Source organism: Bacteroidota bacterium (assembly GCA_016718825.1).
Classification (GTDB): Bacteria; Bacteroidota; Bacteroidia; order J057; family JADKCL01; genus JADKCL01.
Genome location: JADKCL010000003.1, coordinates 227,655 through 254,288, shown reverse-complemented (window position 1 = coordinate 254,288; position 26,634 = coordinate 227,655). Strand labels below are relative to the sequence as shown.

Below are 26,634 nucleotides of genomic sequence, written 5' to 3'. Positions count from 1 at the left end.
GGGAAGGAGCTCGCCGGGAATGCCGTCGCGTTATCGACGGCTTGCGAGTTGCCGTTTGGCCTCAGCGCGTGCATTTTTGATCCAAGCTCCCAACCTGAGCATGCCATCCCGCGCCGAATTGCGCAAATTCGCTGCAAGTGCGCGTTCGCCACGGTACCAACTTGCTTGCCAACGCCTTTCAGCGGTTACAAAATCGTAACCAAGGTTACTTTGTCGATTCAGTTCCATTTCGGTCTTGATGTAAATCGCCATGGAAGTCATAAGGTGCTGTTTTTCAACTGCAACTTCTGAATTTGGAATCTGCATTTGTTGATAACGCAGCTTCCTGAATTCCTCGAAGGTGCTTCTGAAACGATCGCCGAGATCCTCAACCAGCAACAAGGGGGCGTTGACGCGATGAATCTGACAAATCAAGCCATGCGCTTTTTCCATTTGCCTTGCAGGCGCGAGCCAACGTAGCCGGCTGGATTTGTAGATGCTCCAATACCGGTTTTTGACCTTGTGCCAACGCTGATTTTGAGATTTTAACTGACGACCAATGCTGTCAAGCTTCATCAGCGCCCAACCATAGCGGATTTCCCTTGCGTCCATCAGAAGCCACTTACAGACTTCGAGTTGGATCACAGCCTGTATTCGGGTGTTTTCCAAACTATCTTGGAGCGATCCAATGGTATCGGAAAGTGCCAACATTTGCACCGTCGTTCCCAGCGCAAGCCCGACCAACGAATCAGCACGGTCCATCGATTGGGAATACTTGTGTTGAAGATTCTCCAAAACATGAGGTTTGGGTGGTTTTCCCACGACCATAGGACCTCTGCCGTTGTCGCGAAATGATTGTCGCATCCGGTCGAGTAACCGCTTTTCATTTTGCTGATGGTAATGTATGACGTCGCTAAAGTGCCGAGTTCGGCGCTGTTCAGCTTCCGTACGATCGTAGTCGACCCTTACTTTTCCAAGGCTTCTTTGAATGAGGTTGTTCAAGGCACTCAATTCTTGCTGCCGAAGTCGATTTTCGGCATTCAACACTTGCATCCAGGCCGCCAAAGCAGGCGTTGATTCCTTCATGTCATCGATGCCGCGGTGCCAGACAATCGTATCACCTCCAGCATCCGCTGGAAGCAGCAAAGCTTCCTGTCCCTTGCGGATCCATCCGCGTGCGAGATCAAATTCGTCTCTCACGTTAAATTGGCGGCCATTTCTGCCTTCTTGCCATTCTTGGATCGGCTCGATATGACCGCTTGCATCCGCGATTGCGTCGAGATAATTGTTGGGAACGGCTGGTATAAAAGTATCCCGCACGGCTTCAAACGCTGCAAGCGAAACCGCCGAATCCAACAATTGCCATTTCGGATCGACGGGCAAATGACTCCAAACCATTTCCTGCGGCGGGACAAACAACCAATCCATATTCGGACGGTGCACAATCCGAATTTTGGGCAAATAAAGCGTTCCAAAGAGCTTGAATTGTAACTTCTTGAGCAGTTGTTTTCGCAAAATGGCACAACCGCTGCCCCAAGTCGGATCGACTAAACGCCATTCGCCGCCAATCAATACCGAATTCCATGCATGTTCGCCACGCAGAAATCGCTCGCCCTCTCGGTAATCGAGCCCCTTGGCATGGCCGATGACGAAATGCGATTCGATCCCGACATTTGCGCAAAGACGTTTGAAAAGGGTGGCATAGCCTGCACAAACCGCCTTGCGACGACGCAATACATACCAAGGTTCGGCAGGCTTGATGATGTGAAAACGGTAGCTGCGCTTGTCATAATGAATATGGCGCGTCACCCAGCGGTAGATCGCAGTCACTTTTTCCTCGTCGGTAACTTTGTCGGCGGTAATTTTTCGACTGAGTTTGGCCACCTTGGCATTTCCCTTGAGGCGGCGCTTTGCTGCACGGCTCGAGGTAGGATCCACGAGCAACTGCGCCTGTTGCAACATCGGCATCAAGGTCAGGAAAAGGAGCAGGATGTAAAATCGCTTCGTTGGTTTCATCGGTGAAAAACTACTGAATAGCCAGGCTTTTCGGATGGCATCCCATTTTATTTGGACCATTCTATAATTTTAACGCACTGTTAACCAATATATTGTGGGTAGTGCAAAAGAAAATCCCCCTTCGGCTTGAAATAAAAAATCCATTCCGCCGACTACATGGTTAGAAATGGATAGCGTACAGCATATATCAATGGCAGCAGCGCAAAATGAAGAGATCGAGCAGACCCACCGCAAGGAGGGGGGAAAGCTCTTGAACTTCATCAAGCGGCAGGTGCGCGATGATGACGATGCCCTCGACATTTTTCAGGACACGTTTTCGCAGTTGACCGAGGCCTATCGGGGCTTGGAAACCATCGAACGCGTTGGCTCTTGGTTGTTTCGGGTGGCAAAAAACAAGATCGCGGACCTGTATCGCCGCAAGAAACCCCTGCCTGCGAGCCGGCAGCAGGCAATCGAGGACGAGGACGGTGCACCGACCCTCAGCCTCATGGACATCTTGCCCGATCTGAGTGGCAATCCTGAAGAGCAAATGTTACGCACATCCATCTGGTCGGCAATCGAAGCCGCCATCGAAGACCTTCCTGAAAACCAGCGATTTGTATTCGTGAGCCACGAATTTGATGAGCTGAGTTTCCGGGAAATCGCAGAACTGACCGGCGAAACGGAAAACACCTTGCGGATGCGCAAGTACCACGCCGTGCAGTATCTGAGAGGGCGGTTGGCCGAATGGTATTTGGATTAAAACACAAGAAAGAAAATGAAAACCAAAGGATTCTGGATTTTGAAAGGCTTAAAATTCGCGGTAATGGGCGCCGCATTCGTGACCTTGGCAGGCTTTGCCGTGATGGGTCTCTGGAACTGGCTGATGCCGACGATCTTCGGATTGGGCGCGATCACATGGTTGCAGGCGATGGGGCTGTTGATTTTGGCCAAGATCTTCTTCGGAGGTCGGGGCGGATGGGGCGGCCGCATGGGCGGTCAAGGCCATGGCGGATGCAATGGCGGTCAAGGTCGCCACGAACATTGGCGCAAGAAATTCGAGCAGCGTTGGGAAAGCATGAGCGAATCCGACAAGGCCAAAATGAAGGCCAAATGGGGCAATCGCTGCGGCGGATTCCCGGGCGGATTTCCTGACAATTCGCCTGCCGAAGAGGAAAAAGCAGCAAGCTGAGAAGATTAGCGCGTAGGATGTATCGCAAATACCGGAATGGAGGAAAGCTCTGTTCCGGTATTTGTTTTATTCAGCAGACGGTCCCTTTTCAAGGTTGATCGACGGGGCTGCCGGTTCTTCCATTGGAGCTGCCGAAACGGGTTCGTCTTGCTGGAAAACTGCCATCGGTGTGGCCAAAAGACCCTCCATTCCTGAATATTCCTGAATGATCCTCACCGCGAGAATGGCCAATGGAATGTTGATGACCACGTTCCACATGCTGATTTGGGTGGATACAATGAGTTTTTCGATGGTGCTGGCATCCAAGGTAACCCGCGCAGAAATATTGCCCCAAACATTGTTGATAACCCACAGCGCCCACCAAATCCCGAGCAAAGTGGAATGCTCTCTTGCTTGCCATTGAGGCAAGTTGCGGGATAGAATTGCTTTGGAGACCTGAAACAGCTCTGACATGATCTGGAAAGGACGAAACAGGGAAATGATGGGAACAAACCAAGCCCCGGATGCCCAACCTTCGGAAAATCGCAGGTTTCCGTCCATGAGGTGCAGGTTATAATAGGCCCTGCGAAACCATTGGATATAGGTGACCGCCGAAGCAATCAACATCAGGAACGTCACAATTCCCAAAATTTGCTGCCTGGTATCGTTGGCGTTCAAACTGTCGATTCCATAGGATTCCCCATTGTCGATGGCCTTGAGGAGCATCAATTGAAAAAAGTCAGAAATACTCGAAACGATTTGTGTCCCCAGCGTGATCCAGATCATAATGATGGCGATCTTGGCACGTTGAGCATTGGGACGGAGCGCAGTTTGCATTGGAATTGAGTTGGTGAATGATGATCAAATATCGGATTTGAATGCGAAAATCCAAGCCAAGAGGCAAGAAAAGTGAAAGGGAAATTCAATCGGATGAAAAGGCAGCGACGCCATTTTTGCAAGGATATTTTGACCTTTGCGACAATGAACTCCCCGTTCCAACGCTTACTTTTGCCCCAGAAAAAGTAGAAAATGCCGCAGATCGACATCCAAGAATACCGCACTGCCACAGCGATGCTCGCCGATTGGGCCGAATGGCTCGAGCAAAATGCGGCCAACAACAATTTGTTGCTGGGTTTTCTCTATCGGCTTCAGCGCCGCGAAGCGGCTGGCGGTGAAGTAGTTGCCCTGATGGTGGGCATCTCGGAAGCAGGGCAAAGAAAACTCGCGTTATTCCAAACCGCGCCGCGCGAATTGATTTTGGTTTGCGCTCCGACAGGTTGGGAAAGTGCATTGGCGGCGGGTGTCGAATGGATGCAGCTCCATCACTCCCATTTGCCGGGAATCGTGGGCCCAGAGCCGCAGGTCAGTGCCTTTGCCGATGCCTATTTTCCGGGATGGAAGCGGGTTTTTCGGCAAAATACCCTGCAACTCGACCAATTGAGCTTGCCAAGACCTTGCGCAGGGTCGATGCGGCTTGCCGAACCACGTGACGCAGACTTGATCCGAGATTGGTTGATTGACTTTTTTCTGGATTCCTTGCGTCAAACACTTCGCATCGAGGAGGCGACGCAATTGGCCCGCGCGAAGATTCTCGAAAAGCAATTTTGGGTTTGGGAAGTCGAGGGCGAAGTCGTGAGCATGGCAGGCGTCGAACGTCCCACGCGCCACGGCATCACGGTCGTGCTCGTCTACACGCCTCCGAAGGCGCGCGGGAAGGGATTCGCCAGCAACCTCGTCGCCCAAATCACCCAATTGCAATTGCAGAACGGCAAACGGTTTTGTTGCCTGCACACCGACGCCGACAATCCGACTTCCAATAAGATTTACAAGGAATTGGGGTATTATGAGGTGGGGGAGGGAAGTATGTTGAGGTTTGAGTTAGAGTCTAACTGAGAAGTTCGAGGGGGATGTTTTTTTGGGAAATTCGCTGTCAAATTCCCCCAATGACTCCAAATCGAATTCGATTCAACCATTGCAGCCCAACACGAGATTCGCTAACTTTGTTTAAATCGTCGCGTGATGACCTTCGTAGATGTAACCAACGATATCGCCTTCAGGAAAATTTTTGGGAATGAGTCCAAGAAGATCATTCTCATTTCCTTTTTGAATGCGATCCTCAAATTGGAAGGCGAAGACCGCATCGCGGAAGTCGAAATCCTGAATCCTTATCAGTTGCCGATCATTCGTAACCTGAAAGCCACGATCATTGACGTTCGTGCGCGGGACAAGGCTGGCCGAAGCTTCATCATTGAGATGCAAGTGGCTGATTTGGACGGGATGGACAAGCGATTGTTGTATTATTCTTCGAAGGAATATGCCGCGCAAATTGCAGTAGGGGATCAGTACCACAAACTGCGCCCCGTGATTTTCATTGGCATTTTTGATTTCCCATTTACCCAGGGCGACCATTATTTCTCGCACCACAGCATCTGCAATGTCGAAACTGGAGAAAGGATCATCAAGGACATGGATTTCTTCTTCATCGAGCTGCCCAAATTCAACAAAAGCAGTGCTGAATTGGCCACCATTGCGGACAAATGGATATTTTTCATCAAAGAGGCAGAAAATCTCAATGTAATTCCAGAGAATGCCAACGATGAAGGCCTTGTTCAAGCCTATCAGGATGCAAACCGCCAAAGTTGGAATAAGGAGGAATGGGATGAATACATTTATGCGGGCATGCGGGAGCAAGATGCGCGGGGGAGGGAGAGTTTGGCGGTTTCGCGGGCGGTGAAAAATGCTGTTGAATCAGCGCTACTTGCAGAGAAGGAATCTGTCGCAAAGAGGTTGCTCGCCATCGGGTTGCCACATAATCAAGTCGCCGATGTTAGCGGCTTGTCGGTGCAGGAAGTAGAAAAACTTGCAGGATCGATCTGATTTGCAAAGTTTCGTTGAGGCTAGGTCCTTCCTCCAAAATTCCAACCCACGGCAATTTTTCATTTTCCCAGCTGTAACCAATTGCCCTTCCTACATTGTAGTATTGTACCGCTAAGAAAACGCATTCGCTATGAAAACTGCTCGAATTGCCCAATGTGTTTGGGCCCTGATCCTCTGTTTGTTAACCGCCAATATTGCAATGGCGCAGGCTCCACAGGGCAACCTTGCCCTTACCTTGACCGTGCTCGACAATCACGGCAAGCCGCTGGCCGCGACAGAAATTGAATTCATCGAAACCCAAACCCGCGAACGCCATCTCCAAAAGACGGATGCCGAAGGGAAGCTCGCCCATACCTTCACCACCGGTCGTTTCTGGCAGATGAATGTGCAACAAGTGCGCGATTATTTCTTCTGGCAACTCGAGGTGATGCCGGGCAAAAACATGAAGTTGTCCAAAACGATTACCTACGACTTCAAGCGCTACGAACGGGAATCCCGTCCGCCGGTGGACCGTACGAAGTTGGGAATCAAGACGGAAGCACAGAAGTTTAGCCCCGATGTAAAACCTACCACGGGCTTGGGCCTCATTAAGCTGGAAGTCGTGAAAGGCAACGATCAGCCGCTGCTCAACTATCCGATCGCAGTTACCTGCTACAAAATCGGTAAAACCTTCACCACCAATACCAATGCTGCTGGCATCGCGACCTTCATGGTGCCCCTCGACAATGAATACGAGATCGACATCGATGGCATCGCGAGCTACGATTACATCGACTTGCCCAATGTGCCAGGCTACAGAGGTACGCGCCACTTCACTTACGAACCCACGATCATCAAGGAAAAAGTGGTTCGCGATACCGTCGAGCAATTCCTCGATCCAGCGCAGGAAGGCACTTCGGGCAGTGTGATTACGCATTTGACCATGAAGGGCGGTCCGGACGGGGTTTGGAAAAGCGAACCGGTGTTTTTGGAGGTGATTGGCGAGAAGAAATGGTATCGCGGAAAGACCGACCTGAACGGTGTGGTGACTTTTCTCCTCCCCAAAGGCAAAAAATACATGATCCACGGCCGCTACGAATTCGATTTGGATGTCGTGGACCTTCGCCGCCGCCGTGGCATCGGCTACAGCACCAAAACCGTGCGTTACAATCCGCAGGAGAAGTACCAATTCCCGGACAAGTTCATTCCCCGCCCCGAACAATTGGCAGTGGATGCATTTACGAAATTCCTTGAGCGCCAATATGTTGCTCCCGAATCCAACGACGCCGTCAATCCATTGGTGCAATGGGGAGGCCCGATCAATGCCAACAGCCAAGAGGCGGTTTTGCGATTGGCATTCGTAACCGGAGCCGAAGCTGAAAAGAGTCTTGCGCCCCCGCTCAATCTTGCCATCGTGATTGACAAAAGCGGTTCGATGTCGGGCCATGACCGCATCGATCAACTCAAATTGTCCTTGGTGGATTTTGTCCAAAGCTTGCGCAAGGTGGACGTGATTTCGCTGACGATTTTTGAGGACTTCGAAACGGTTTTGATTCCTGCCCAGGCAATTGGCGAAAACAAAGCGCTGATCGTACAGCTGATCGAAAGGATCGAAGCCGACGGCGGCACCAACATCTTCAAGGGAATGCAAGCCGGCTACAAAGAGCTTCAGAAGAACTTCAAGGCAGGTGGCACCAACCGGATGATTTTGTTGACGGATGGCTACGATGGCACGCCGATCGAAGATTTCATCAAAATGCAGACCCCCTTCACCGACAAAGGCATGGAATGCAGTGCGGTCGGCGTCGGCGAAGACTACAATGTCGCCTTGCTCACGCAATTGGCCACGCGTGGCGGGGGCTTGCTCGAGCACGTAGGCGATGCCCGCGGCATGCGTGACGTATTCGTGGAGCAGCTGAGCGCGGTGCTGTACCCGGTTGCAAAGAACTTGGAAGTCGAAGTGCTCTTCAACAAGCATTTGGAGTACAAGCAGCTCCTCGGCTTCCCGATTACGGAAAAGGGCCCCAATCGCCTCAAAATCAAGCTCAAAAACATGTATGCCGGGTTGAATCAATTGGCATTCATTCGCTTCAAAGTGCTCAATCCGATGCCGAGTGCACAGAATGAGCCGGTGACCATCAAGCTGAAATACACCGATTTGCGCACCAACAAGGTCGTGGAGCAGGTTGTGGAATCACCCTTGAAATGGAGTGAAGGCAGCGGCGAAATGGAACTGTTGATGGAGCAGCAGGAGAAGAAAATGTATGCCGTCGCGGTGATGAATGCCAGCCTCAAGGCGATGAGCGACAAGTTCCACAGCGGTGACCAAGCAGGCGCAAAAGTCGCGCTGCAAGACGGATTGGCATCCCTCAAAAAGGTATTCCCCGGCGCCCAAGATGCCGACTTGACGGCCCTCAAGGATCAGCTGGAGCAGTACTTGGATGTGCTGATGAAGCAGCGTTAAGTCTGGGCAGTTAGCAGTTAGAAAGTAGCAGTGAGCAGCGAGAGTGGCGCCAAACGCGACATTCAAAACTGCTAACTGCAAACTGCTAACTGCGAACCTAGCATACTTAATTGTCAATTCCCCATTCTCAGCACCATCCGGTACCTTACGCTTCCGTCGCGGACTTTGTCCAGGGCAGCATTGACATTGGCGAGGGGCATGACTTCGGTCTTGGCAACGATTCCTTTCCTTGCGGCGAATTCGAGCATTTCTTGCATGAGGGCGCGGCCACCGATTTGGCTTCCGAGGATGCCTTTGTTGGCGAGCAACGCGCTAGCGGGAACGTCCAATTGGGTGGCATGACCGGTCACGAAGCAGATGCGTCCGTTGGGGCGAAGGGCAGCGACATACGGTTTCCAGTCGAGGTCTGCGGTGGCTGTCACCAAGATGAAGTCTAAGCTCCCGCGCAACGCTTTCAGGCTGTTGGGGTCCGAGGTTGCGACAAAATGATGCGCTCCCAAGGTCTTCGCTTCATTTTCTTTGTTGGCTGAGTGGGAGAGTGCCCAGACTTCGCAGCCCATGGCGGAGGCAAACTGAATCGCAAGGTGTCCGAGTCCGCCGATGCCGACGACTGCGACCTTGTGCCAATGGCGCACGTCGTAGTTACGGAGCGGTGAATAAACGGTGATGCCACCGCAGAGCAGTGGCGCAGCATTTTCTGGCGCAAGCGCAGCCGGAATAGGGAATGCAAAACGTGCATCAACAAGTAAATGGTCGGCAAAGCCTCCATAACGGCCATTGCAAGTTGCGACATTCTTGCTGCACAATTGTTCCTGTCCTTGGACGCACCATTCGCAATATCCACAACTGCCTGCTTGCCAGCCGATTCCAACCGTTTGTCCCAATTGGAGCCAAGGTACTTGTTCACCCAATTCAATCACGGTGCCGATCGCCTCATGGCCGGGGACAAGTGGATATTTACTTGCCCGCCAATCATTGTCAATCAGATGGAGGTCGCTGTGGCAAATCCCGCAATGCGTGAGTTTGACAAGTACTTCGCCTGCCTTCGGCGGGTTTGATTCGAAGGAAAAAGGCTGTAAGGTTGCGCCGGATTCTTGCGCTGCGAAGGCATTAATTTTCATACACGAAGCTAATCAAAGTCTTCTGATGCTTTTCGATTCAATTACAAAAATCAGCCTGAAATCGCCAGAATTGCCATGTGGATAACCTTTTTATCGATTTAGTTGGGGGCCTTTGAGGGATTGGAGGGGAAAATTTGTAATCTTATGCAAGATTTTAAACGCTTTGAATAGGATGAGAAAATTGTATGCTTTACTGTTTGTAGTGCTCTTGGCAGCGAATGGCTTGGTGGCACAACGTACCTGCGGTACGATGGACCACCTCCATGAACAAATGCAGAGCGATCCTTCGATTGCGAAGAGCTTGCAAAAGCAGGAGAATGAGATTCAGCGCTTTGTGCGTGAAAATGGCGAGAACTTCCGGACTCCCGGTGGCGTCATCAACATTCCTGTCGTCGTACACGTTGTCTACCGTACGACGCAACAGAACATCAGCGACACACAGGTACAATCTCAGATTGCTGTTCTCAATGAAGATTACAGTGGAACCAATGCCGACGTCACCAGCGTTCCTGGTGCTTGGACTTCATTGGTGGCCAATACGGGCATTCAATTTTGCCTTGCAAGCCGCGACCCACAAGGTCTTCCCACGACGGGCATTGTACGTGTCAACACGACCGTTACGTCTTTTGGTATGAACGGCGACCCCGTGAAATATACCAGCCAAGGTGGGAGCGATGCTTGGCCACGCGATTCCTATTTGAATCTCTGGGTCTGCAACTTGGGGCAACAATTGTTGGGCTACGCTCAATTTCCAGGTAGCGGATTGGCTGCAACAGATGGCGTGGTGGTGCTTTACAATGCTTTCGGCCGTACCGGAACTGTTTCTGCGCCCTACAATAAAGGCCGTACCTGTACCCACGAAGTGGGACACTGGCTCAACCTTCGCCACATTTGGGGCGATGATGGCGGTGCATGCAATGGTACTGACTTTGTTGCAGATACCCCGAACCAAGCTGGCGAAAACTACAATTGCTTGAGCTTCCCAGCTACCGATGCTTGTTCAGCAACCTCCCCAGGCGTCATGTTCATGAACTACATGGACTATACCCCGGATGCATGTATGTACTTCTTTACCAACGGTCAAGGGACAAGGATGAATGCCACACTTTCCGGCACAAGGTCTTCATTGGCAAACTCACAGGGTTGCGTTCCTGTCAATTTGCCCTCTAATGATGCTGGTGTTTTGGCTATTTCATCGCCATCAGGAACGTACTGCACGGAACAAATCACGCCAACCTTTACGTTGAAGAACTTTGGCTTGAACACCTTGACATCGGTCACGATCAACTGGCAAATCGACGGAGGTGCAGTCTCCACCCAAGCTTGGACCGGTAGTCTTTCGTCCTTGGCTGCAACGAACGTGACGCTCCCAGTGCAGACCGTTTCCGCGGGCAACCACACGATCACAATCTACACCACCAACCCAAATGGTGCTACGGATGGTGATGTAAACAATGACTCCAACTCGAGCAGCTTTACGATTGCCACTTCCGGGCAAGCACTCCCATTTGCCTACAACTTCACGAGCACCACTTGGCCGCCTGCAGGTTGGACACTCAACAACCCTGATAACAGCTTTACATGGGAGCACAAGGCCAATGTCGGCAACGGCGGCAATGGTTCTGTTTGGGTCAACAACTATGACTACAACGCACGTGGCGAAGTCGACGAATTCCTGCTTCCGAGTGTAAATCTCTCAGGTGTTTCCGGTGCAGATGTGACGTTTGACCTTTCCTATGTTTTGTACTCGCAGACGGGATATTCAGACACACTTGCACTTTATGCTTCGACTGACTGCGGAACTTCTTGGACGGAAATCTACCGCAAGTTTGATCAAGCACTCACCACGGTGACTCCTTATTATCTGCAAAGTGCATTTACCCCTAGCAGCCCCAATCAGTGGAGAAACGAATCCGTGAGCTTGGGTCAGTTTGTCGGTAACTCCAACGTGATCGTGAAGTTCGTGAACATCACCGACTACGAAAACAACCTCTACTTGGACAATATCAATATCCAAGTCGGTGCTGTTGCGGTAGCCAATGCACTGCCTTCCAATGCAGTGTCGGTCTTCCCGAACCCTAACAATGGTATGTTCTCGGTGAACGTGAACCTGCCCAACGCAACGGATGTGAAATTGGCTGTGTTCAATTCCATCGGTCAGCAGGTCGCTTCACGCAACTTGACAGGATTCAACAATGGCAAGCTTGCCTTTGATCTTTCCTCACAAGCAGCAGGTGTTTATTACCTGCGTGTCGAAGCTGACGGTAAGTCGATCATCAAAAAAGTTTCGCTTCAGTAAGCGGAAACTTTGAAAATAGAAACGGGCGGTACTGTAATGGTGCCGCCCGTTTTTGCATTTGCAGGATATTTTTTCTTGCTTCAGTGAGGTCCTTTCGTATTTCAGGATTCGGTTGGCTCTCCATTTTTGTCAGCACGTTGCTGCACAAGCCAGCGGAAATAGGAATCCAATTCTTCACTGTAGGCAGAATATCCTCCCATTCCGAGGAAGGCGATTCCGCCGCCGACCAACCAATAACAAATTGGATCAACAGCCTCGGTTTGAAGATCTTTCATATGAAGGCCACCTAAAAGGAAAGTATAGGCCCCACAAATCAGCAGCACCCCAAACAGCAGCCACCGCAAGGCATGCCCCTTGGTAAGGAGCCACCAAAACAATCCTAAAATGGTAAAAAGCACGGCTTGCCCGATCAAAAATGGCGGTGCATTCCAGGTGATCAGTTCCTCGATGATGCATACAAGGGCCAAACCAAGGCTTCCAATAGCCAACTGCAGGAAAATTCGGCGACCCTTGGGCAGCATCTCATTGGGGTCGGGTTGGGCAACATCATTACTCATGCCGCGAAATTAGGTGAAATTTCGTGGCTTGGCGGATCGGTGTTTGGAATGTTATGTTCAAACGCCTTGGCAACTGCTGAATTGCGCGTAGAGAAACGAAATCGCCTTTCCGATTTGCCGATTTCCGTATTATTGCCCAACCAAATCCGCGAGGAACCTTTCGTGTACCGAGAGGGTGGGGGACTGAACAATGATTTTGAGAACCTTCGGGTTCTTTTCTTCCTCTCTGCTTGCAGCCGTTCATCGCCTACCACCTTTTGCCAGAGGCCGAAGGGTTCCTCTCGGGGTTGGTGATTTCATTTGGGCATCCATGCGATCAACCCAATTTGCAGACTTCCAGAAGTGAAATCAGGATCCCTCATGACCTTTGCTAGGCTGTATCTCAACTCTGCAAATGGCTCAAGGACAATTCCCTTTGCCTTGAGCTGATGGGAGAGGCCCGCAGTCACACCCATGGGTGGCCCTAACAATTGGCTGAAAAAGGCAGACCGATTGGGAGAGGTCGAATACGATTTGGATCCACGCGTCAAAAACCCGTTGGCAAAGAAGCCCATTTGCAAAATCAAGGGATGTCGGCCCAACGTGGAATACCTTAGCTTAAAATTCAGATCAAGTAAAAGCCGATTCGCCCGCAAATGAACCGTATGTTGTTGCAAAGGCAGGCCTCTTGGCCGGAATTCCAATTCATAGTCCCATTTGATTTGTTGGTAGGCCAGACCAAGTGCACCTCGTATCCCAAGATGCTTTTGGGCTTTGCCAATCTCTGCCACCATGCCAAATGTTGCCAAAGCATTGGTTACAGTTGCTGTTTGGTACGCTCGCGGGGTGCAATCAAAACAAATGGATTCCTTTTGTCGGAAGCCACGGTACATTCCCCCGGAGCCAAAAAGTCCAATCTTGGCCCCGAAGGATGGATTGCTTTCCGTCGAATCGGAGGATGAAGGCGGAAGACTTTGGGCATTTGCCGTGCTGACAAACAAGAGGAAAATGAATAATCGGCTGATAATGTGTTGCATGGATGAAATTTCGTTTGGACGATGCAAAAGCCAATGATGAAAACCTGCTACTGATTACATACTAATCACAAATTCACGTCCATCATGTATTTGTCCCCTAGCTTCTTCGGCGCCGCAATACAATAAGACAGACGAATCACCTCGCGCAACAATTCTTCCTCGACAAGCAATAAATTGACATGCGTCCAACCGTATTTACCCCATTTGTTGGGGACGGGGTAAATGACCTCGGGACTGTATTCGTAAAAAACAGATTGATCCACTTCCGATAGCCGAATCGTGATATGGTTCATTTCCGCATTCATCGTCACAAAAATCTTCTTCTTGACGCGGAAGGATGTGATTTCGAAGTGCGGCACCTCTTCAGCAGCCTCAAAAGCCAATGCGATTTCCCGTACGCTGTCCAAGCTGACCATTGTCCAATCGTTTATTCGAAGGTACCTTTCTGATCCAGAAAATGCTGCCAAATTTGTAAAAAACGCTCAGATGCGCGTTCGATGGGAGCCAAATCTACACCTTCACTTCTGAGGGTTTCCCAATAGTCCGGCATCAGTCCTGGATGTGCGAGGCCCTTGATTTCCAGTTCGGCGTAATTGTCGTCTTTTTCGGTTTCGTAGCAGCCATCCTTGCCATATCTTGGCCGGCTGTGGTTCAACCAACCATTAAAATCGCTCTGGTATCCGATCGAAAACTGCTCCTTTTCTGACTCGGAAAGCCCATCGAATTTGGCAAATTTCCCTTCAGAAATTGTGGCAACATTGCCTTCGATGAACTTTTGAAGTGCCGAGTAGGTGAATTTGTACGTGTCAATCGATCCTGGACAATAGCATTTCAGCTGATCGATTTGCCGCTGATAATTGCTGTCAGCTTTGTGCGGGAGCAGGGAGTACCCGCTGATGGGCAACGAAATCAAACCTCCATTTTGGTAAATCCGCAGGACATCAGATTCGGAAATGGCTCTTGGATGGTTTTGAATCGGCTTGAAGCCATCGTGGGTCGATAGGGGAGGAATGCCATTTTTTTCCATCACATCCAGCGCGTCTTTTCGGGAGCCATCCGACATATGCGTGATGTCGGTCATGATGCCAGCATTTGCCAGCCAGACAATCGCCTTTTTGCCCAATTCGGTAAGTCCGCGTTTCTTTTCCCTCCGAAAGGCAGCCCGTAGGTTGATCAACTTCGTGATGAATTCCGGTGCAACGGCCGCCGCGCCCAATTTGGCATCCCGTAAGTGAATGAGCGTAATGAATGCCACACCTTGTTCCGCCCAAAATTGGGCGTCTTCGGGACTGTTGATCAGTTTGTTGCCACCTTCGATGGAATGGAAAATGACCGTCTTGTTTGTCGTATTGACCAAATCCCGGACTTCCTGCGGCGACTTGGCGACCGCAAATTTGTCGGAATGCGCCGCCGCAAAAGCATTTACATAGTCAATTTGCTCCAAAATAACGCGACGCGCCTTCTTCTTGGAACGCACCCATTCGTTGGTGATTGCCCCGTTGCAAATGATTCGCGCCCCTGAATTGTTTTCGAGATAATCGGCATGGTTCACGTTTTTGAGCAGATGCTTGTAGCTCTCCTTGGGCGGTTTTTTTGCGTCGATATACTGAAGCCCTTCGCCAAAGAAGCCGTAGGCTTGGTGCATCGTGGTATGGATTTGAAGGTCCATGTAGACGCGGATGGGTTGGGCGTGGAGGTAAGTACTATCAGAGGCTGCAAATCCCAAAATGAATATCGGTAGCCACAGTAATTGTGCAATACGTGGGTAATTGAAAGCATTCATCGATACTTTTTTTAATGCAAGGTAGGGCAGCATCTGTGGATGGGCAATTCTAAAGTGATTGAATTTCAACAAAATCTGAAAAAGGTAGGGTGGAATCGCACTCTTTTCTAGCTGTTTTCGTATATTTGTATCGGAGGCTTTGTCAGGAAACTGGCGTTGCCTTTTTTTTTGCCCATTTTTGAACATATGTGAAGCTCCAGATTTCGTGGTTTTCCAGTAAATCAGGACTTCCCTTTCTACCCGATTTCTTAAGTCGGTTTGATGAGCTCTACCAATGGTGTCAATTCGAATGTTCTGATGATGGTTTCAGAGGATGCCATTGAGCCATCTGGCCCATGAATTCGAGATAAGCCATAAACTTTCTCTGCTTTTAGAAGCCTTGTCCCGTTGCGTAACAGGTCGCTATTGCAGCGGATAAGGGTTCATCTCAGAAAGGTCTAGAAGCTGGGCAAACTCTCTATCCAATTAGCTCCATCTTTTCTTGCCCCAAAAGTTCATCAATTTGGAGTATGAGCCTTGATTCATTAACTATTCTCGGTTTAATTGAAAAACGGAATTATTCCTGAATTTTTAGCAAGTTATCTTTTGTTTGTCCTCCAGAAAGTAAACCTGCATTTTGTCAAACATTACACCTCTTAGTCAGGGTGCTGGCTGGTAAATAGCTCCAGGAGTATCACCAGATTTAGTTCATGGATTCGTTCGAAGCCCAGGCCCAACCTGGGCTTGATTGGCGAGAAATTGAAGCTTTCTTGAACGTTGAACCCAGCATTTTTCGATTGGCCACAAGGCCTTTAGCTGCAGCTTGTGATGGATTGCCCACTTTCTTGAAGGGAATCCTTGGCCAATGACCTCTCGATCAGCTTCACCAAATGGGGACGGGAGACATTCAGCATATCGGCGGCCTGTTGTGTGCTGAGTTCAGACTCTGATGGAACAATGGAGACCGTTTTGCCTTCTGCCATATTGGATAGGATGCTCATGAACATCTCCAATGTCGCCTTAGCAAGTTCAAAGTCTCCTGTCTCCTCAATCGAAGATCCCAGCGATGATGCCTTGTGTTGGAAGTTGTCGTTGGGTGGCCTTGGTAATCTAGAAAGCGATCTCGCGCCAATTTTTTGGATCTGTGGGTTTTGTATGTCCCGTTTGGTTAACTTTGTTAATGTAAAATTTATTGTTACTAACGAAATAAACGAAACAAAGTTTCTCGATAAAAAACAGCCAGAAAAAGGAAAAATCCCCTTTCTGGCTGCCATCAAATTGCCTCAAAACAGGCTTACTTCATATTCTTGATGATCTCGTCACCAAATTCCGAACACTTGAGCAAGGTCGCGCCTTCCATCAAACGTTCGAAGTCGTAGGTGACACGCTTGGACGAAATCGCCTTGGCGAGTCCGCTGTGGATCAGGTTTTTGGCTTCGATCCAACCCAGATATTCCAGCATCATGGCGCCCGAAAGGATCACCGAACCGGGATTCACCTTGTCAAGACCAGCGTATTTTGGAGCGGTACCGTGGGTCGCTTCGAAAATCGCCGCGCCATTGACGTAGTTGATGTTGGCGCCAGGAGCGATGCCGATGCCGCCGATTTGGGCTGCAAGTGCGTCGCTGATGTAGTCCCCGTTGAGGTTCATGCAGGCAATGACGTCATATTCGGCCGGACGCAGCAGGATCTGCTGCAAAAATGCATCGGCAATCACGTCTTTCACCACGATTTCGTGGCCGTCTTTGGTGACCACTTTGGTCCAAGGACCACCGTCGATCAAGGTGCCGCCGTAATCTTCGCGGGCCATTTCATAGGACCACTCCATGAATGCACCTTCGGTGAATTTCATGATGTTGCCTTTGTGCACGATCGTCACGTTTTTCCGCTTGTGGCGAATGGCGTAGTCCATCGCAGCCTTGAACAGGCGGCGCGTTCCTTCTTTGGAGGCAGGCTTGATGCCGATGCCGCTCGTTTCAGGGAAACGGATCTTGCTGAAACGTGCGCCAAAATGCTCCTTGAGCAATTCCAAGAACTTCTTGGCGTCGTCGCTGCCTTCCTTGAATTCGATACCGGCATAGATGTCTTCGGAGTTTTCGCGGAAGATCACCATATTCACCTTCTCAGGCTCCTTGACCGGGCTTGGCGTACCAGTGAAATACTCCACAGGGCGCAAGCAGACATAGAGGTCAAGCTCTTGACGCAAAGCCACGTTCAGCGAACGGATGCCGCCGCCAACCGGAGTGGTCAATGGACCTTTGATGCCCACGAGATACTCGCGGAAATCAGCCATTGTTTGCTCAGGCAACCAGCTTCCGGTTGTATCGAAAGCCTTTTGACCTGCCAAAACTTCCTTCCAATGAATCTTACGCTTGCCACCATAGGCGATTTCGACGGCGGCGTCGAGCACGCGGACAGAAGCTGCCCAGATATCGGGACCCGTGCCGTCACCTTCGATAAATGGAATGATCGGTTGGTCGGGAACCTGCAGCACCCCATTTTGGATGCTTATTTTTTCTCCTTGCATAGTGTATCGGTTTTTGATTCAAACACAATAAGCGCGAATCTACCTTTTTTGGGTTTGACCTTGGTATCGGGAAAAGGCAAATGTGGATAAGTTGGGCCTGCGCAGTAATTCCGAATCAGACCTGCGGAAGCCAATAGCATTTCACGACATCTCCTGCGGCAAACGATTCGGGGCCGGCCGGCAGTTCTACGATCAAATTGGCTTCTGCGAAGCTCTGAAGCATATGCGATTGCTGCCCGCCTTCGATTTGGAGTCCTTGCGTCGTGAGTTTGCCCGTGACGAAATGAACTTTGCCATCGGGTTTGCGGCGGTAGGGGGTTGCCAACGGCAATTCCAGCGAAGGCAATCCCGTCCTCTTTTGCCCTTCCAACAGGTCCAAAAGTGGCCAAACATAGAGGTGGTAGCACATCAGCACAGCCCTTGGATTTCCCGGAAGTCCAAATGCCCGCTGTTGAGTTCGAGCGCAGTAAAGCAAGGGCTTGCCGGGTTTTTGGGCGACTTGATGGTAAATGACTTCGAATGCATTCGCCTCCAAAGCGCCGCGGCTGAAGTCAAAATCCCCGACAGAAACGCCTCCGGTGAGGATCAGCAGATCGCATTCCGACGACTTGAGCTTGACCATTTCGGCCATAACTGCTGGATCGTCTTTGCAGAGAGTGAATTCGGCGGAGATGCCCCGGCTTTGCAAAGCAGCCTTGAGCATCTGCCCATTCGATTCGTAGATTTTGCCGCGCTGAAACTCCGCTTCTGTCTTGGCAAATTCGTCGCCGGTGACTATGATGTGGACCCTCGGGCGCTGGAATACCTCCACATATTTTATTCCCAACGATGCCAAAAAGCCGATTCCTCCTGCGTTCAGGCGCTGTCCCTGCGAAAGTGCAAGCGCGTCTGCACGGATTTGCTCGCCCGCACGACGCACATTCCCACCCAACCGTAAGCCTGCGTCACGAATCTGCAGGAGATTCCCCTCGCGATCTGTAAGTTCCTGCATCACAGTGGTATCCGCGCCCGGAGGCAGCGGGGCGCCAGTAAAAATCCTGCTACATTCACGCGGCCCCAAAACCCGTTCGCCAGCATCTCCCGCACGAATGTGATCCGAAACCAACAAAGGATTGCCCATTTCCCAATCCGCGAATCGGAAAGCATAGCCATCCACCGCAGTCTGATCAAAAATCGGATGGTCGATCGGTGCCAAAACATCGGCAGCTAAAACACGGCCCAAGGCATTTTGCAAGTCCATTTTTTCGGTACCCAACGGCTGCACCCCGGCGAGGGTCGATGCCAAGGCTTCCGACGGCGTGATCAATGTGCTCATACCTGCAAAATAACGCTACCGAATTGGAAAAGCCACATGCAAAATCATCGCAAAGGAATTTAACGTCATCTCATGGAGCCTTGTCGACAAATTGGACTCCCATCAAACGGAATGGACCGCACGATTCCCATCGCATTCCGCAAAGCAAGAATCACAACTTTTCACTTTTAGCTTTTCACTTTTCACTTTTCCCTTCCGCCGCTTGTCCAGATGCAATTTCTTGGTCCAGCATACGTTTGGTGAAGACCAGCAAATTGCCGCCCATGACTTTGTTGACAATCTCCTCGGCGCTGAGCCCAAACATATAACGCTGAACCTTCCGCTTGGGAAAAAGGTCAAAAATATCCTCGGGAGCCTCGAAATAGGCGATCAAGTCGTCGCGCAGCGTGGGCAATTTGATCGCTTGGTCATACGGTTCCATGGCATTGATCATCCCGTCAAAATCGCTGCCTAGTGCGATGATGTCCCAAGCCTCCTTGCATTTGATGACATCCACCACCTCCAGCATATTGGCTACGAGAAGGTGGATATAGGCTTTGCGGCGTTGAATGGAACCTTCCCGCGTTTCATCGACGAGGGCATTGCCAAGTGCGCCGCCGCAGCGGTACTTGTCGAGCATCAGCCCAAGGATGCCATGCGTTGCGAAAATTTCGTGCACATCTTCATCAAACATTGCAATCGGCGCCTGATGCAGCCAACTCACCTTGTTTTGGTCGTTGCCGTTACGCGCAGTCGCAATGGTCCACCAGCTATTGCCGGCGATGCCGCAATGCGTCGCAACCACGGGTATCGTGTCGCCATTCAAACGGCGCTCCGCCAGATGTCGATAGTACCATCTCCGGGATTCGACTCCCATGTGCTTGACATCGATGAGAATGCGACGACCTTGGTCCTTGTCGAGCAGCCGCCGGATCACCTTTTCGCCCAAGGGCGTCACTCCTGTATTCATTCCTTCCGTTTGATCGAGCAAATAGCCCTCCACCTGCCCGAACGTTTTGGCGTGCCCGCTCAATCCATTCCACATAAAATGGTTCAGGGTCATCACACAAACCGGGAACGGCAGCATTTCGCCCTCCGCATTCATTGGTCGAATGCCTTTGAGTACGTCGACATGCTCTAGAATTTCTTCCTGATAGTCTGCCGAAGCGAGCAATTCGGGCGTCAGCGGGCCTTGACCGAGGCAATGGGCCCCTTCGATGCTCAAGATGACCGCCAGCCGATTCTTTTGCCCCAAAACGCGCTGCAATTGACTTCCTGAACCAACGACTTCGTAAAAAAGGGTGTCTTTCCCGGCTACGAATGGTTGTCGGTTGCCGCGGATGAGTTGTTGCATATTGGCCATCAATTCCTGCCAATAATCGACCTTTTTGTCAAGGAAAAATTCCCAATTGGGTGTGATGCCTGCCATGCAGGCGTAGCTGTTGCGCAATTTTTCAAGGTCACGGAAGATCTTTGGATGGCGCATCTCGTATTCCAGCGGCGTCAAGGAAAGGTAGGCCACTTTGACATTGCCGAGGAGCATGGATTCGAAGTTGCTTTGGGTGAATTTCGGAACCGAACCTGCTTTTTCCAGGACCATGTCGTAGGAAGTCGTTGGGCATTCATGTTCATGAAATTCCCAAGGATTGCCCCATCCGGAGTAGAATGGCTTCAGAAATGAATGGCAATGCAGATCTGCAAACGGCGGAATGCCTTGGCCCGCTGCACGAAACCCCAAGAGGGTTAGTCCCGTGATCAGCATGGTCATACGCAGCATGCGTTTTGGATATTCGGGGTGAATCCGTTGCTGTTTTTTCATTGATTTTACCTTGGATTTCGCGTTTTTGAATCCTAAGGCAAATCAGTCCAAGCCTTGTTTGCCCGGCAATACTGATCAATCAGTATCTTTGGGGCATGTCAGAGTTGCAAGCATTGCAAATGCGCTATTTTGAATTGTTGGAGCGACAGCAGCTCGATCCAGCCGGCTTGGATTATGCCAAGCTGGAGAGCGCGCGGCCGATGTTGGAGCAGCTTGCAGCTATCAAAAACAGCGGTGTATCGGTTTTTGACATGAACCGTCGGGAGCATGTGTTTGCCTCTTACAACTTCGAATCGCTTTTTGGGTATGACCACGACAGAATCCAAAACGAGGGCACAGAATATTTCGATTCAAGGATTCATCCCGAGGATTATCCCGTGCTCATCGCCCGCGGAATCTCTACGCTAGAGTTTTTCTTTGCGCTTCCAATCGCAGATCGAAATGATTTTAAGGCGATTACAGAATACAGAATTCTGAGTCATGAAGCAAACTATATCCGCATTGTGGAGCAGCACCAACCGCTGGAATTGGATGCGCAGGGCAATGTTTGGCTTACGCTGAGTGTTCTCGACATTTCGCCGCGCCAAGGCAGCGACCTTGGGGTCCAAAGCACGCTCGTCAATTACAGAACGGGTCAAGTTGCTGAAATTCCAAAAGCCCAAGGTCAAAGCGGAACAGAAAAGGCAAAACTTACTTCTCGCGAGCGGGAAGTGCTGTCCCTCATTCAGCAAGGCCATCTCAGTAAGGAAATTTCAGATTTGCTTTCCATTTCCGTCCATACTGTCAACACCCACCGTCAACGGATTTTAGAGAAACTCGATGCAGGGAACAGTATGGAAGCGGTGCAACTGGCTTCGCGGTATGGGCTCCTCGGATAAATCCGCAGGCTGAGAATCGTTCCCAAGAAATTGAATCTCCCCTGATTCAGGAATTCTCTTATTTTTGACGTCAATTCGATTGATCAACGCATGAAAAAGACAGTTTCCATTGGTGCTTTACTCTCCATTTTGCTGCTTTTTTCCTGCAATCAACCCAAAAGCGAGTCCGAATTCGAAATCGAAGGTACGATTGCAGAATACCCAGAAGGTGCAGTTTTTCTTGACCTTGTTGGCCCAACCGGCTTTCAAACAGTGGATTCGACGAAAACAGATTCAGAAGGGAAATTCTCATTGCGGCATCCAGCAGATTCCAACCAGATTTTCACACTGCGCCTTTCCAACAATCAAAGCATGATGCTCGTGCCGATGAACGACCACCTCACCGTCACAGCCAATTCCGGTCAACTTGCGAATGGCAAAGTGCTGGGAAGTGCAAGAACGGCCTCCTTGCAAGCATTTTCCAACGTGCGGAACCGGCTAAGATCCGAGTACAGCCGTGAATACCGGAAGCTTCAAAACATGAACCAAGCAAATGATCGTGAGCGTTGGGTGATACAGGAATCGACTTCTGATCTGGCGTTGCATGGCTACCGCGAATTTGTGCGTGCGTATGCAGACACGGTCCCGCACGCGGGTTCGGCTTGGTACGCGGCCTCGACCTTGAATCCACAAGGTGATTTCTATTATTTGCAGCAGTTTTTGGAGCGCCGGAAATCAGCAGGTGAAAAGTCGCCGTTCTTGAACCATATCGACCATGAAATCGAAAAAATGGGCGTGGATTTCATTCGATATGAGGCGACGGATTTTATCGCTGCCGACATCAGCGGGGATTCGGTTTCACTTTCCGACAGCAGAGGCAAGGTCACATACCTTTATATATGGGCCTCTTTTTGTGGTCTGGGTCAGATGGAAGCCAAACGCCTTGGAGAATGGCGCCATGCCCATCCGGAAGTGCCCATCGAAATCCTGACTTTTTCGATTGACGATATCAAGGAGCCTTGGTTGAAAGCAGTGAAGGAAAATGGCTTGGATTGGAAAGGCCAAATGCTCGGCAACGCGAGCTGGAGTTCGCCAGAAATCGCACAGTTCAAGGTTCAAAGCATCCCGGTCTCCTTTTTGTTGGACGCCAAGGGAATCATCCGCTCCAAAAACGTCACAGCAACAGACCTCGAAAAGGATTACGCCGAAATTGTCAAAAAATGGGGTGCCCAGTGACAGTGCTGCGCTAAGCCGATTGTCGTCAATTTGGGCCGTTTCCGCCGCGATTGTGGATTACGACCGCCAACGCTTGCTGCTTTCATCCGTAATTTGAGGTATGAAAACATTAATCGCAGCGTTATTCCTGATTTTGGTCTCTTGTTCGGTTTCGGTAGCCCAAACGCCGACCGCTGATTACTTTGAGAATGGTCAAAAAAAGTATCAAGGAAATGTCCAAAATGGGAAAAAGGTTGGCGAATGGAAATTTTACCATGACAACGGCCAGGTAATGCGCGAGGGAATTTATAAGGAAGGTGCTCCCTTTGACCTTTGGAAGGAGTACTACCGATCTGGACAAGTCAAATCGGAAGGAAAATACACGATAGTGAAAGGCGAGGCCGTCAAACAAGGCCTGTGGACTTCTTACCACAAAAACGGTGCAAAAGAGTTTGAAGGCCGCTACGAGGCAGGAAAAGCGGTCGGAACTTGGTTTGAATACAACACACTCGGCATCGAAATCAACAAAGTAAACCACTAGGTTTCTGCGAAAATAGGTTTGATTGAAACGGCTGGATCTATTCGATCCAGCCGTTTTCATTTTATATCCGCTGGTTTAGCAGGTGAACCTCCGGCAGGTACATTCCGCATTCCAATGAAATATGCAATTCTGGCTTGAAATTATATAATTGAAATTCAATGAATTATGGCGTATTTGGTCAGTATTGTTTAATTAATTCAAATAATCGTTAAACAAAATTAGCTTTTCAGTGGTCATAAGAGCAACACAATGAAAATGGGTAAAAAAGTCGTCGTCATCGGGTCCGGATTTGCCGGGCTCTCAGCAGCCTCGAATCTGGCTCAGAAAGGGTATGATGTGCGTATCCTTGAAAAAAATGAGCAAGCAGGAGGGAGGGCGCGCACTTTTACGCAAGACGGATTTGTGTTTGACATGGGGCCCAGCTGGTATTGGATGCCCGATGTCTTTGACAAGTTTTTCGAGCAATTCGGGAAGTCGACGAGCGATTACTACGAATTGGTGCGCTTGGATCCTTCTTATCGTGTCTGGTTTGGTCCGGACAACAAGGTCGATCTGCCGGCGAGTATGGAAGGCATGTATGCGTTGTTTGAATCTATCGAAAAAGGCAGTGCCGACAAGCTAAAGGCATTTTTGGTCGAAGCTGCCTATAAATACGAAGTAGGAATTAGAGATCTGGTCTATCGACCAGGACGTTCATTGTGGGAGTTTGCGGACTGGCGGGTGATCAAAGGCGCGATTCGCCTGCAATTGTTCCGTTCTTTTTCCCGCCATGTCCGCAAATATTTTCGCGATGAACGTTTGATCAGTCTGCTGGAGTTTCCTGTGCTGTTTCTGGGCGCAAAACCATCGCAGACCCCCGCGCTGTACAGCCTCATGAACTATGCCGACATCTCACTGGGCACTTGGTACCCGATGGGCGGAATGTACAAAATCGTCGAAGGCATGGTGGATGTGGCCAAGTCGCTCGGGGTCCAAATTGAATTGAATTCGGAGGTGAAAAGCATTGAGGTGCGCAATGGCATGGCCCGCCGCATCCAACTCGAAGGCCGTAGCCTAGAGGCAGACATCGTGGTCGGAGGTGCTGATTACCACCACATTGAGCACGATTTGTTGGCTCCCGAATTCCAGAGCTACAAAAAGGAATACTGGGACAGCCGCGTCATGGCCCCCGGTTGCCTATTGTTTTATCTGGGTGTGGACAAGCGATTGACCAATTTGCAGCACCACAACCTCTTTTTTGACACCGACTTCGAGCAGCATGCCAAAGAGATCTACGACGATCCGAAATGGCCGACCAATCCGCTTTTTTATGTCTGTGCGCCTTCGATGACGGATCCATCCGTCGCTCCGGAAGGCAAGGAAAACCTGTTCGTCTTGATTCCTTTGGCTCCCGGAATGAGTGACGACAACGATGAAATCCGTGAACGCTATTACAATTTGGTCATGGAGCGGCTTGAAAAACTCACAGGGCAGGCGATCCGGCCACATGTGATCTACAAGCGCAGCTACGCCCACCGCGACTTTGAGCAAGATTACCATGCCTTTCGCGGGAATGCCTACGGCTTGGCCAATACGCTGCGTCAAACTGCCATTCTCAAGCCTTCCATCAAATCCAAAAAGGTAGGAAACCTCTTCTACACGGGCCAATTGACCGTGCCTGGTCCTGGCGTTCCTCCCTCTTTAATCTCTGGCCATGTCGTTGCCAGGGAAATTGAAAAAGAATTCAAAATTAGTTGAATATGAACAACAAGGCACTGTTTGACAGCGTTTCCTTCAGTTCGAGCAAGCTCACCACCAAGGCTTATAGCACCTCCTTTGCCCTTGGAATTCGGTTTTTGGGTCAGCGTTTCCGCGATCCGATCTACGGCGTTTATGGCTTTGTGCGCTTTGCGGATGAGATCGTGGATACCTTCCATGATTTTGACAAGGCTAAGTTGCTGGCAAAATTTCGTGCGGACACGTACGAAGCAATTGCGGACGGTATCAGTCTGAATCCGATCCTCAATTCCTTTCAGGCTGTCGTGAATCGGTTCAAAATCCCGATGCATTTGATCGACACCTTTCTCGATAGCATGGAAATGGACCTCACTGAGCACGAATATGACCAATCCAACTTTGAAAAGTATATTTTGGGTTCGGCAGAAGTGGTCGGATTGATGTGCCTCTATGTCTTTGTCGAAGGGGATCGTGATCGCTACAACGCACTTGAGTACTACGCCAAGCGTCTCGGGAGTGCTTTTCAAAAGATCAACTTTTTGCGGGACCTCCAAGCGGATTATCAAACCTTGGGTCGCGCCTATTTTCCCGGATTGAATGTGGAGCAATTTGATTCCACAACCAAACTCGAAATAGAAAAGGACATCGAAAAAGACTTCCAAGACGGTCTCGTCGGCATCAAAATGTTGCCCAAGGATGCCCGATTTGGGGTTTATATGGCCTACGTCTACTATCAGCGCCTGTTTCGCAAGATTAAATCCTTGCCGCATCACCGCGTTTTGCAGGAGCGCGTGCGCATCCCCAACAAAAAGAAGTACGCCCTGTTTGTCGGGTCTTATTTCCGCCATCAATTCAATATTCTCTAAATTCGATGCGTATATCCATTATGAATGCAGAGCAAGTGATATTGGTGGATACCCAAGACAATGAGATTGGGGTCATGGAAAAGCAGGAGGCCCATATCAAAGGGAGTCTTCACCGTGCATTTTCTGTGTTTGTCTACAATGCCGCTGGCGAATTGCTTTTGCAACGGCGCGCAGATCATAAATACCACAGCGGTGGCCTCTGGACAAATACTTGTTGCAGTCATCCGCGTCCGGGCGAAGGTAACCTCGCAGCTGCAAAACGCCGATTGAAAGAGGAAATGGGATTCGAATGCACCTTGATGAAAGCATTTTCCTTCCTCTACCTTCAAAAGGTCGGCGAATTGACCGAACATGAGCTCGATCACGTTTTTATCGGAAGCTTTGATGGAACTCCAGTCGTTGATCCGGAAGAAGTTGCCGAATGGCGGTTTGTCTCGATGGAATCCTTGGAAAAGGAAATGCAAGCCGATCCTGAGGCGTTTACCGTCTGGTTCAGGCTGTGTTTGGATCAAGTCAAGCGCTTCAAAGCCTCGGGTGGCTTGCGCCGCCAACCACAAATCTCCTACATCCACTAACCGC

24 protein-coding genes are annotated in these 26,634 nt (G+C 50.2%); 13 read left to right on the top strand and 11 right to left on the bottom strand.

The window, feature by feature from the left end; all coding sequences use genetic code 11:
* Positions 1-30 precede the first annotated feature (30 nt).
* Positions 31-1,995, bottom strand: a complete 1,965-nt coding sequence (locus IPN95_04790) for a hypothetical protein (GenBank protein ID MBK9448724.1) — start codon at positions 1,993-1,995, stop codon at positions 31-33.
* A gap of 190 nt (positions 1,996-2,185) precedes the next feature.
* On the opposite strand from IPN95_04790, the gene IPN95_04785 reads away from it, so the two are divergent.
* On the top strand, positions 2,186-2,737 hold the full coding sequence (locus tag IPN95_04785) for a sigma-70 family RNA polymerase sigma factor (GenBank protein MBK9448723.1): 552 nt from the start codon (positions 2,186-2,188) through the stop codon (positions 2,735-2,737).
* A 15-nt stretch (positions 2,738-2,752) separates the two neighbouring features.
* Positions 2,753-3,166 (top strand): hypothetical protein, encoded by a 414-nt coding sequence (locus IPN95_04780; GenBank protein MBK9448722.1) that lies wholly within the window; start codon positions 2,753-2,755, stop codon positions 3,164-3,166.
* Positions 3,167-3,232: 66 nt separating this feature from the next.
* On the opposite strand, the gene IPN95_04775 is transcribed toward IPN95_04780, so the two are convergent.
* A complete protein-coding gene (locus IPN95_04775; GenBank protein ID MBK9448721.1) occupies positions 3,233-3,982 on the bottom strand; it encodes a DUF4328 domain-containing protein in 750 nt (249 codons plus the stop codon).
* Between the two features lie 192 nt (positions 3,983-4,174).
* On the opposite strand from IPN95_04775, the gene IPN95_04770 reads away from it, so the two are divergent.
* From IPN95_04770 to IPN95_04760, 3 genes are all read left to right on the top strand, one after another.
* A complete protein-coding gene (locus IPN95_04770; GenBank protein MBK9448720.1) occupies positions 4,175-5,038 on the top strand; it encodes a GNAT family N-acetyltransferase in 864 nt (287 codons plus the stop codon).
* A gap of 126 nt (positions 5,039-5,164) precedes the next feature.
* Entirely contained in the window at positions 5,165-6,022 is an 858-nt protein-coding gene (locus tag IPN95_04765) for an Rpn family recombination-promoting nuclease/putative transposase (GenBank protein MBK9448719.1), read from the top strand.
* 130 nt (positions 6,023-6,152) lie between these two features.
* Entirely contained in the window at positions 6,153-8,465 is a 2,313-nt protein-coding gene (locus IPN95_04760; protein ID MBK9448718.1) for a VWA domain-containing protein, read from the top strand.
* A 113-nt stretch (positions 8,466-8,578) separates the two neighbouring features.
* Here the strand turns inward: IPN95_04760 and IPN95_04755 are convergent, their stop codons facing one another.
* Positions 8,579-9,586 carry an NAD(P)-dependent alcohol dehydrogenase gene (locus IPN95_04755; protein MBK9448717.1) on the bottom strand — a complete coding sequence of 336 codons (1,008 nt, stop codon included), beginning with the start codon at positions 9,584-9,586 and terminating at the stop codon, positions 8,579-8,581.
* Positions 9,587-9,758: 172 nt separating this feature from the next.
* On the opposite strand from IPN95_04755, the gene IPN95_04750 reads away from it, so the two are divergent.
* On the top strand, positions 9,759-11,885 hold the full coding sequence (locus IPN95_04750) for a T9SS type A sorting domain-containing protein (protein MBK9448716.1): 2,127 nt from the start codon (positions 9,759-9,761) through the stop codon (positions 11,883-11,885).
* A 101-nt stretch (positions 11,886-11,986) separates the two neighbouring features.
* Here IPN95_04750 and IPN95_04745 read toward each other — a convergent pair whose 3' ends face one another.
* The 5 genes from IPN95_04745 to IPN95_04725 all read right to left on the bottom strand — a co-directional run bounded on the left by IPN95_04745 (position 11,987) and on the right by IPN95_04725 (position 16,221).
* The gene (locus IPN95_04745) at positions 11,987-12,442 is read right to left on the bottom strand and encodes a hypothetical protein (GenBank protein ID MBK9448715.1); all 456 of its coding nucleotides are present in this window, start codon (positions 12,440-12,442) and stop codon (positions 11,987-11,989) included.
* Positions 12,443-12,738: 296 nt separating this feature from the next.
* Positions 12,739-13,458 (bottom strand): hypothetical protein, encoded by a 720-nt coding sequence (locus tag IPN95_04740; protein MBK9448714.1) that lies wholly within the window; start codon positions 13,456-13,458, stop codon positions 12,739-12,741.
* A 65-nt stretch (positions 13,459-13,523) separates the two neighbouring features.
* Positions 13,524-13,874, bottom strand: a complete 351-nt coding sequence (locus IPN95_04735) for an MmcQ/YjbR family DNA-binding protein (protein MBK9448713.1) — start codon at positions 13,872-13,874, stop codon at positions 13,524-13,526.
* Positions 13,875-13,885: 11 nt separating this feature from the next.
* Complete coding sequence (locus IPN95_04730; GenBank protein MBK9448712.1) at positions 13,886-15,241, bottom strand: membrane dipeptidase; 1,356 nt, start codon at positions 15,239-15,241, stop codon at positions 13,886-13,888.
* 791 nt (positions 15,242-16,032) lie between these two features.
* Entirely contained in the window at positions 16,033-16,221 is a 189-nt protein-coding gene (locus IPN95_04725) for a hypothetical protein (protein ID MBK9448711.1), read from the bottom strand.
* Here IPN95_04725 and IPN95_04720 point away from each other — a divergent pair.
* Complete coding sequence (locus IPN95_04720; GenBank protein MBK9448710.1) at positions 16,214-16,531, top strand: hypothetical protein; 318 nt, start codon at positions 16,214-16,216, stop codon at positions 16,529-16,531. The genes IPN95_04725 and IPN95_04720 overlap by 8 nt on opposite strands.
* On the opposite strand, the gene icd is transcribed toward IPN95_04720, so the two are convergent.
* The 3 genes from icd to IPN95_04705 all read right to left on the bottom strand — a co-directional run bounded on the left by icd (position 16,515) and on the right by IPN95_04705 (position 20,860).
* Positions 16,515-17,747, bottom strand: coding sequence for an NADP-dependent isocitrate dehydrogenase (gene icd, locus IPN95_04715; protein MBK9448709.1), 1,233 nt, complete (start codon positions 17,745-17,747; stop codon positions 16,515-16,517). The genes IPN95_04720 and icd overlap by 17 nt on opposite strands.
* A gap of 115 nt (positions 17,748-17,862) precedes the next feature.
* Positions 17,863-19,062, bottom strand: coding sequence for a molybdopterin molybdotransferase MoeA (locus tag IPN95_04710; GenBank protein MBK9448708.1), 1,200 nt, complete (start codon positions 19,060-19,062; stop codon positions 17,863-17,865).
* Positions 19,063-19,237: 175 nt separating this feature from the next.
* Positions 19,238-20,860 (bottom strand): hypothetical protein, encoded by a 1,623-nt coding sequence (locus IPN95_04705; GenBank protein ID MBK9448707.1) that lies wholly within the window; start codon positions 20,858-20,860, stop codon positions 19,238-19,240.
* A 104-nt stretch (positions 20,861-20,964) separates the two neighbouring features.
* On the opposite strand from IPN95_04705, the gene IPN95_04700 reads away from it, so the two are divergent.
* From IPN95_04700 to idi, 6 genes are all read left to right on the top strand, one after another.
* Complete coding sequence (locus IPN95_04700) at positions 20,965-21,738, top strand: LuxR family transcriptional regulator (protein MBK9448706.1); 774 nt, start codon at positions 20,965-20,967, stop codon at positions 21,736-21,738.
* Positions 21,739-21,828: 90 nt separating this feature from the next.
* Positions 21,829-22,953: an AhpC/TSA family protein gene (locus tag IPN95_04695; GenBank protein MBK9448705.1), complete on the top strand. Its 1,125-nt coding sequence runs from the start codon at positions 21,829-21,831 to the stop codon at positions 22,951-22,953.
* Between the two features lie 100 nt (positions 22,954-23,053).
* Positions 23,054-23,473 carry a hypothetical protein gene (locus IPN95_04690; GenBank protein MBK9448704.1) on the top strand — a complete coding sequence of 140 codons (420 nt, stop codon included), beginning with the start codon at positions 23,054-23,056 and terminating at the stop codon, positions 23,471-23,473.
* 255 nt (positions 23,474-23,728) lie between these two features.
* A complete protein-coding gene (gene crtI / locus IPN95_04685) occupies positions 23,729-25,210 on the top strand; it encodes a phytoene desaturase (protein MBK9448703.1) in 1,482 nt (493 codons plus the stop codon).
* 2 nt (positions 25,211-25,212) lie between these two features.
* A complete protein-coding gene (locus tag IPN95_04680) occupies positions 25,213-26,055 on the top strand; it encodes a phytoene/squalene synthase family protein (GenBank protein ID MBK9448702.1) in 843 nt (280 codons plus the stop codon).
* Positions 26,056-26,075: 20 nt separating this feature from the next.
* The gene (gene idi, locus IPN95_04675; protein MBK9448701.1) at positions 26,076-26,630 is read left to right on the top strand and encodes an isopentenyl-diphosphate Delta-isomerase; all 555 of its coding nucleotides are present in this window, start codon (positions 26,076-26,078) and stop codon (positions 26,628-26,630) included.
* Positions 26,631-26,634 lie beyond the last annotated feature (4 nt).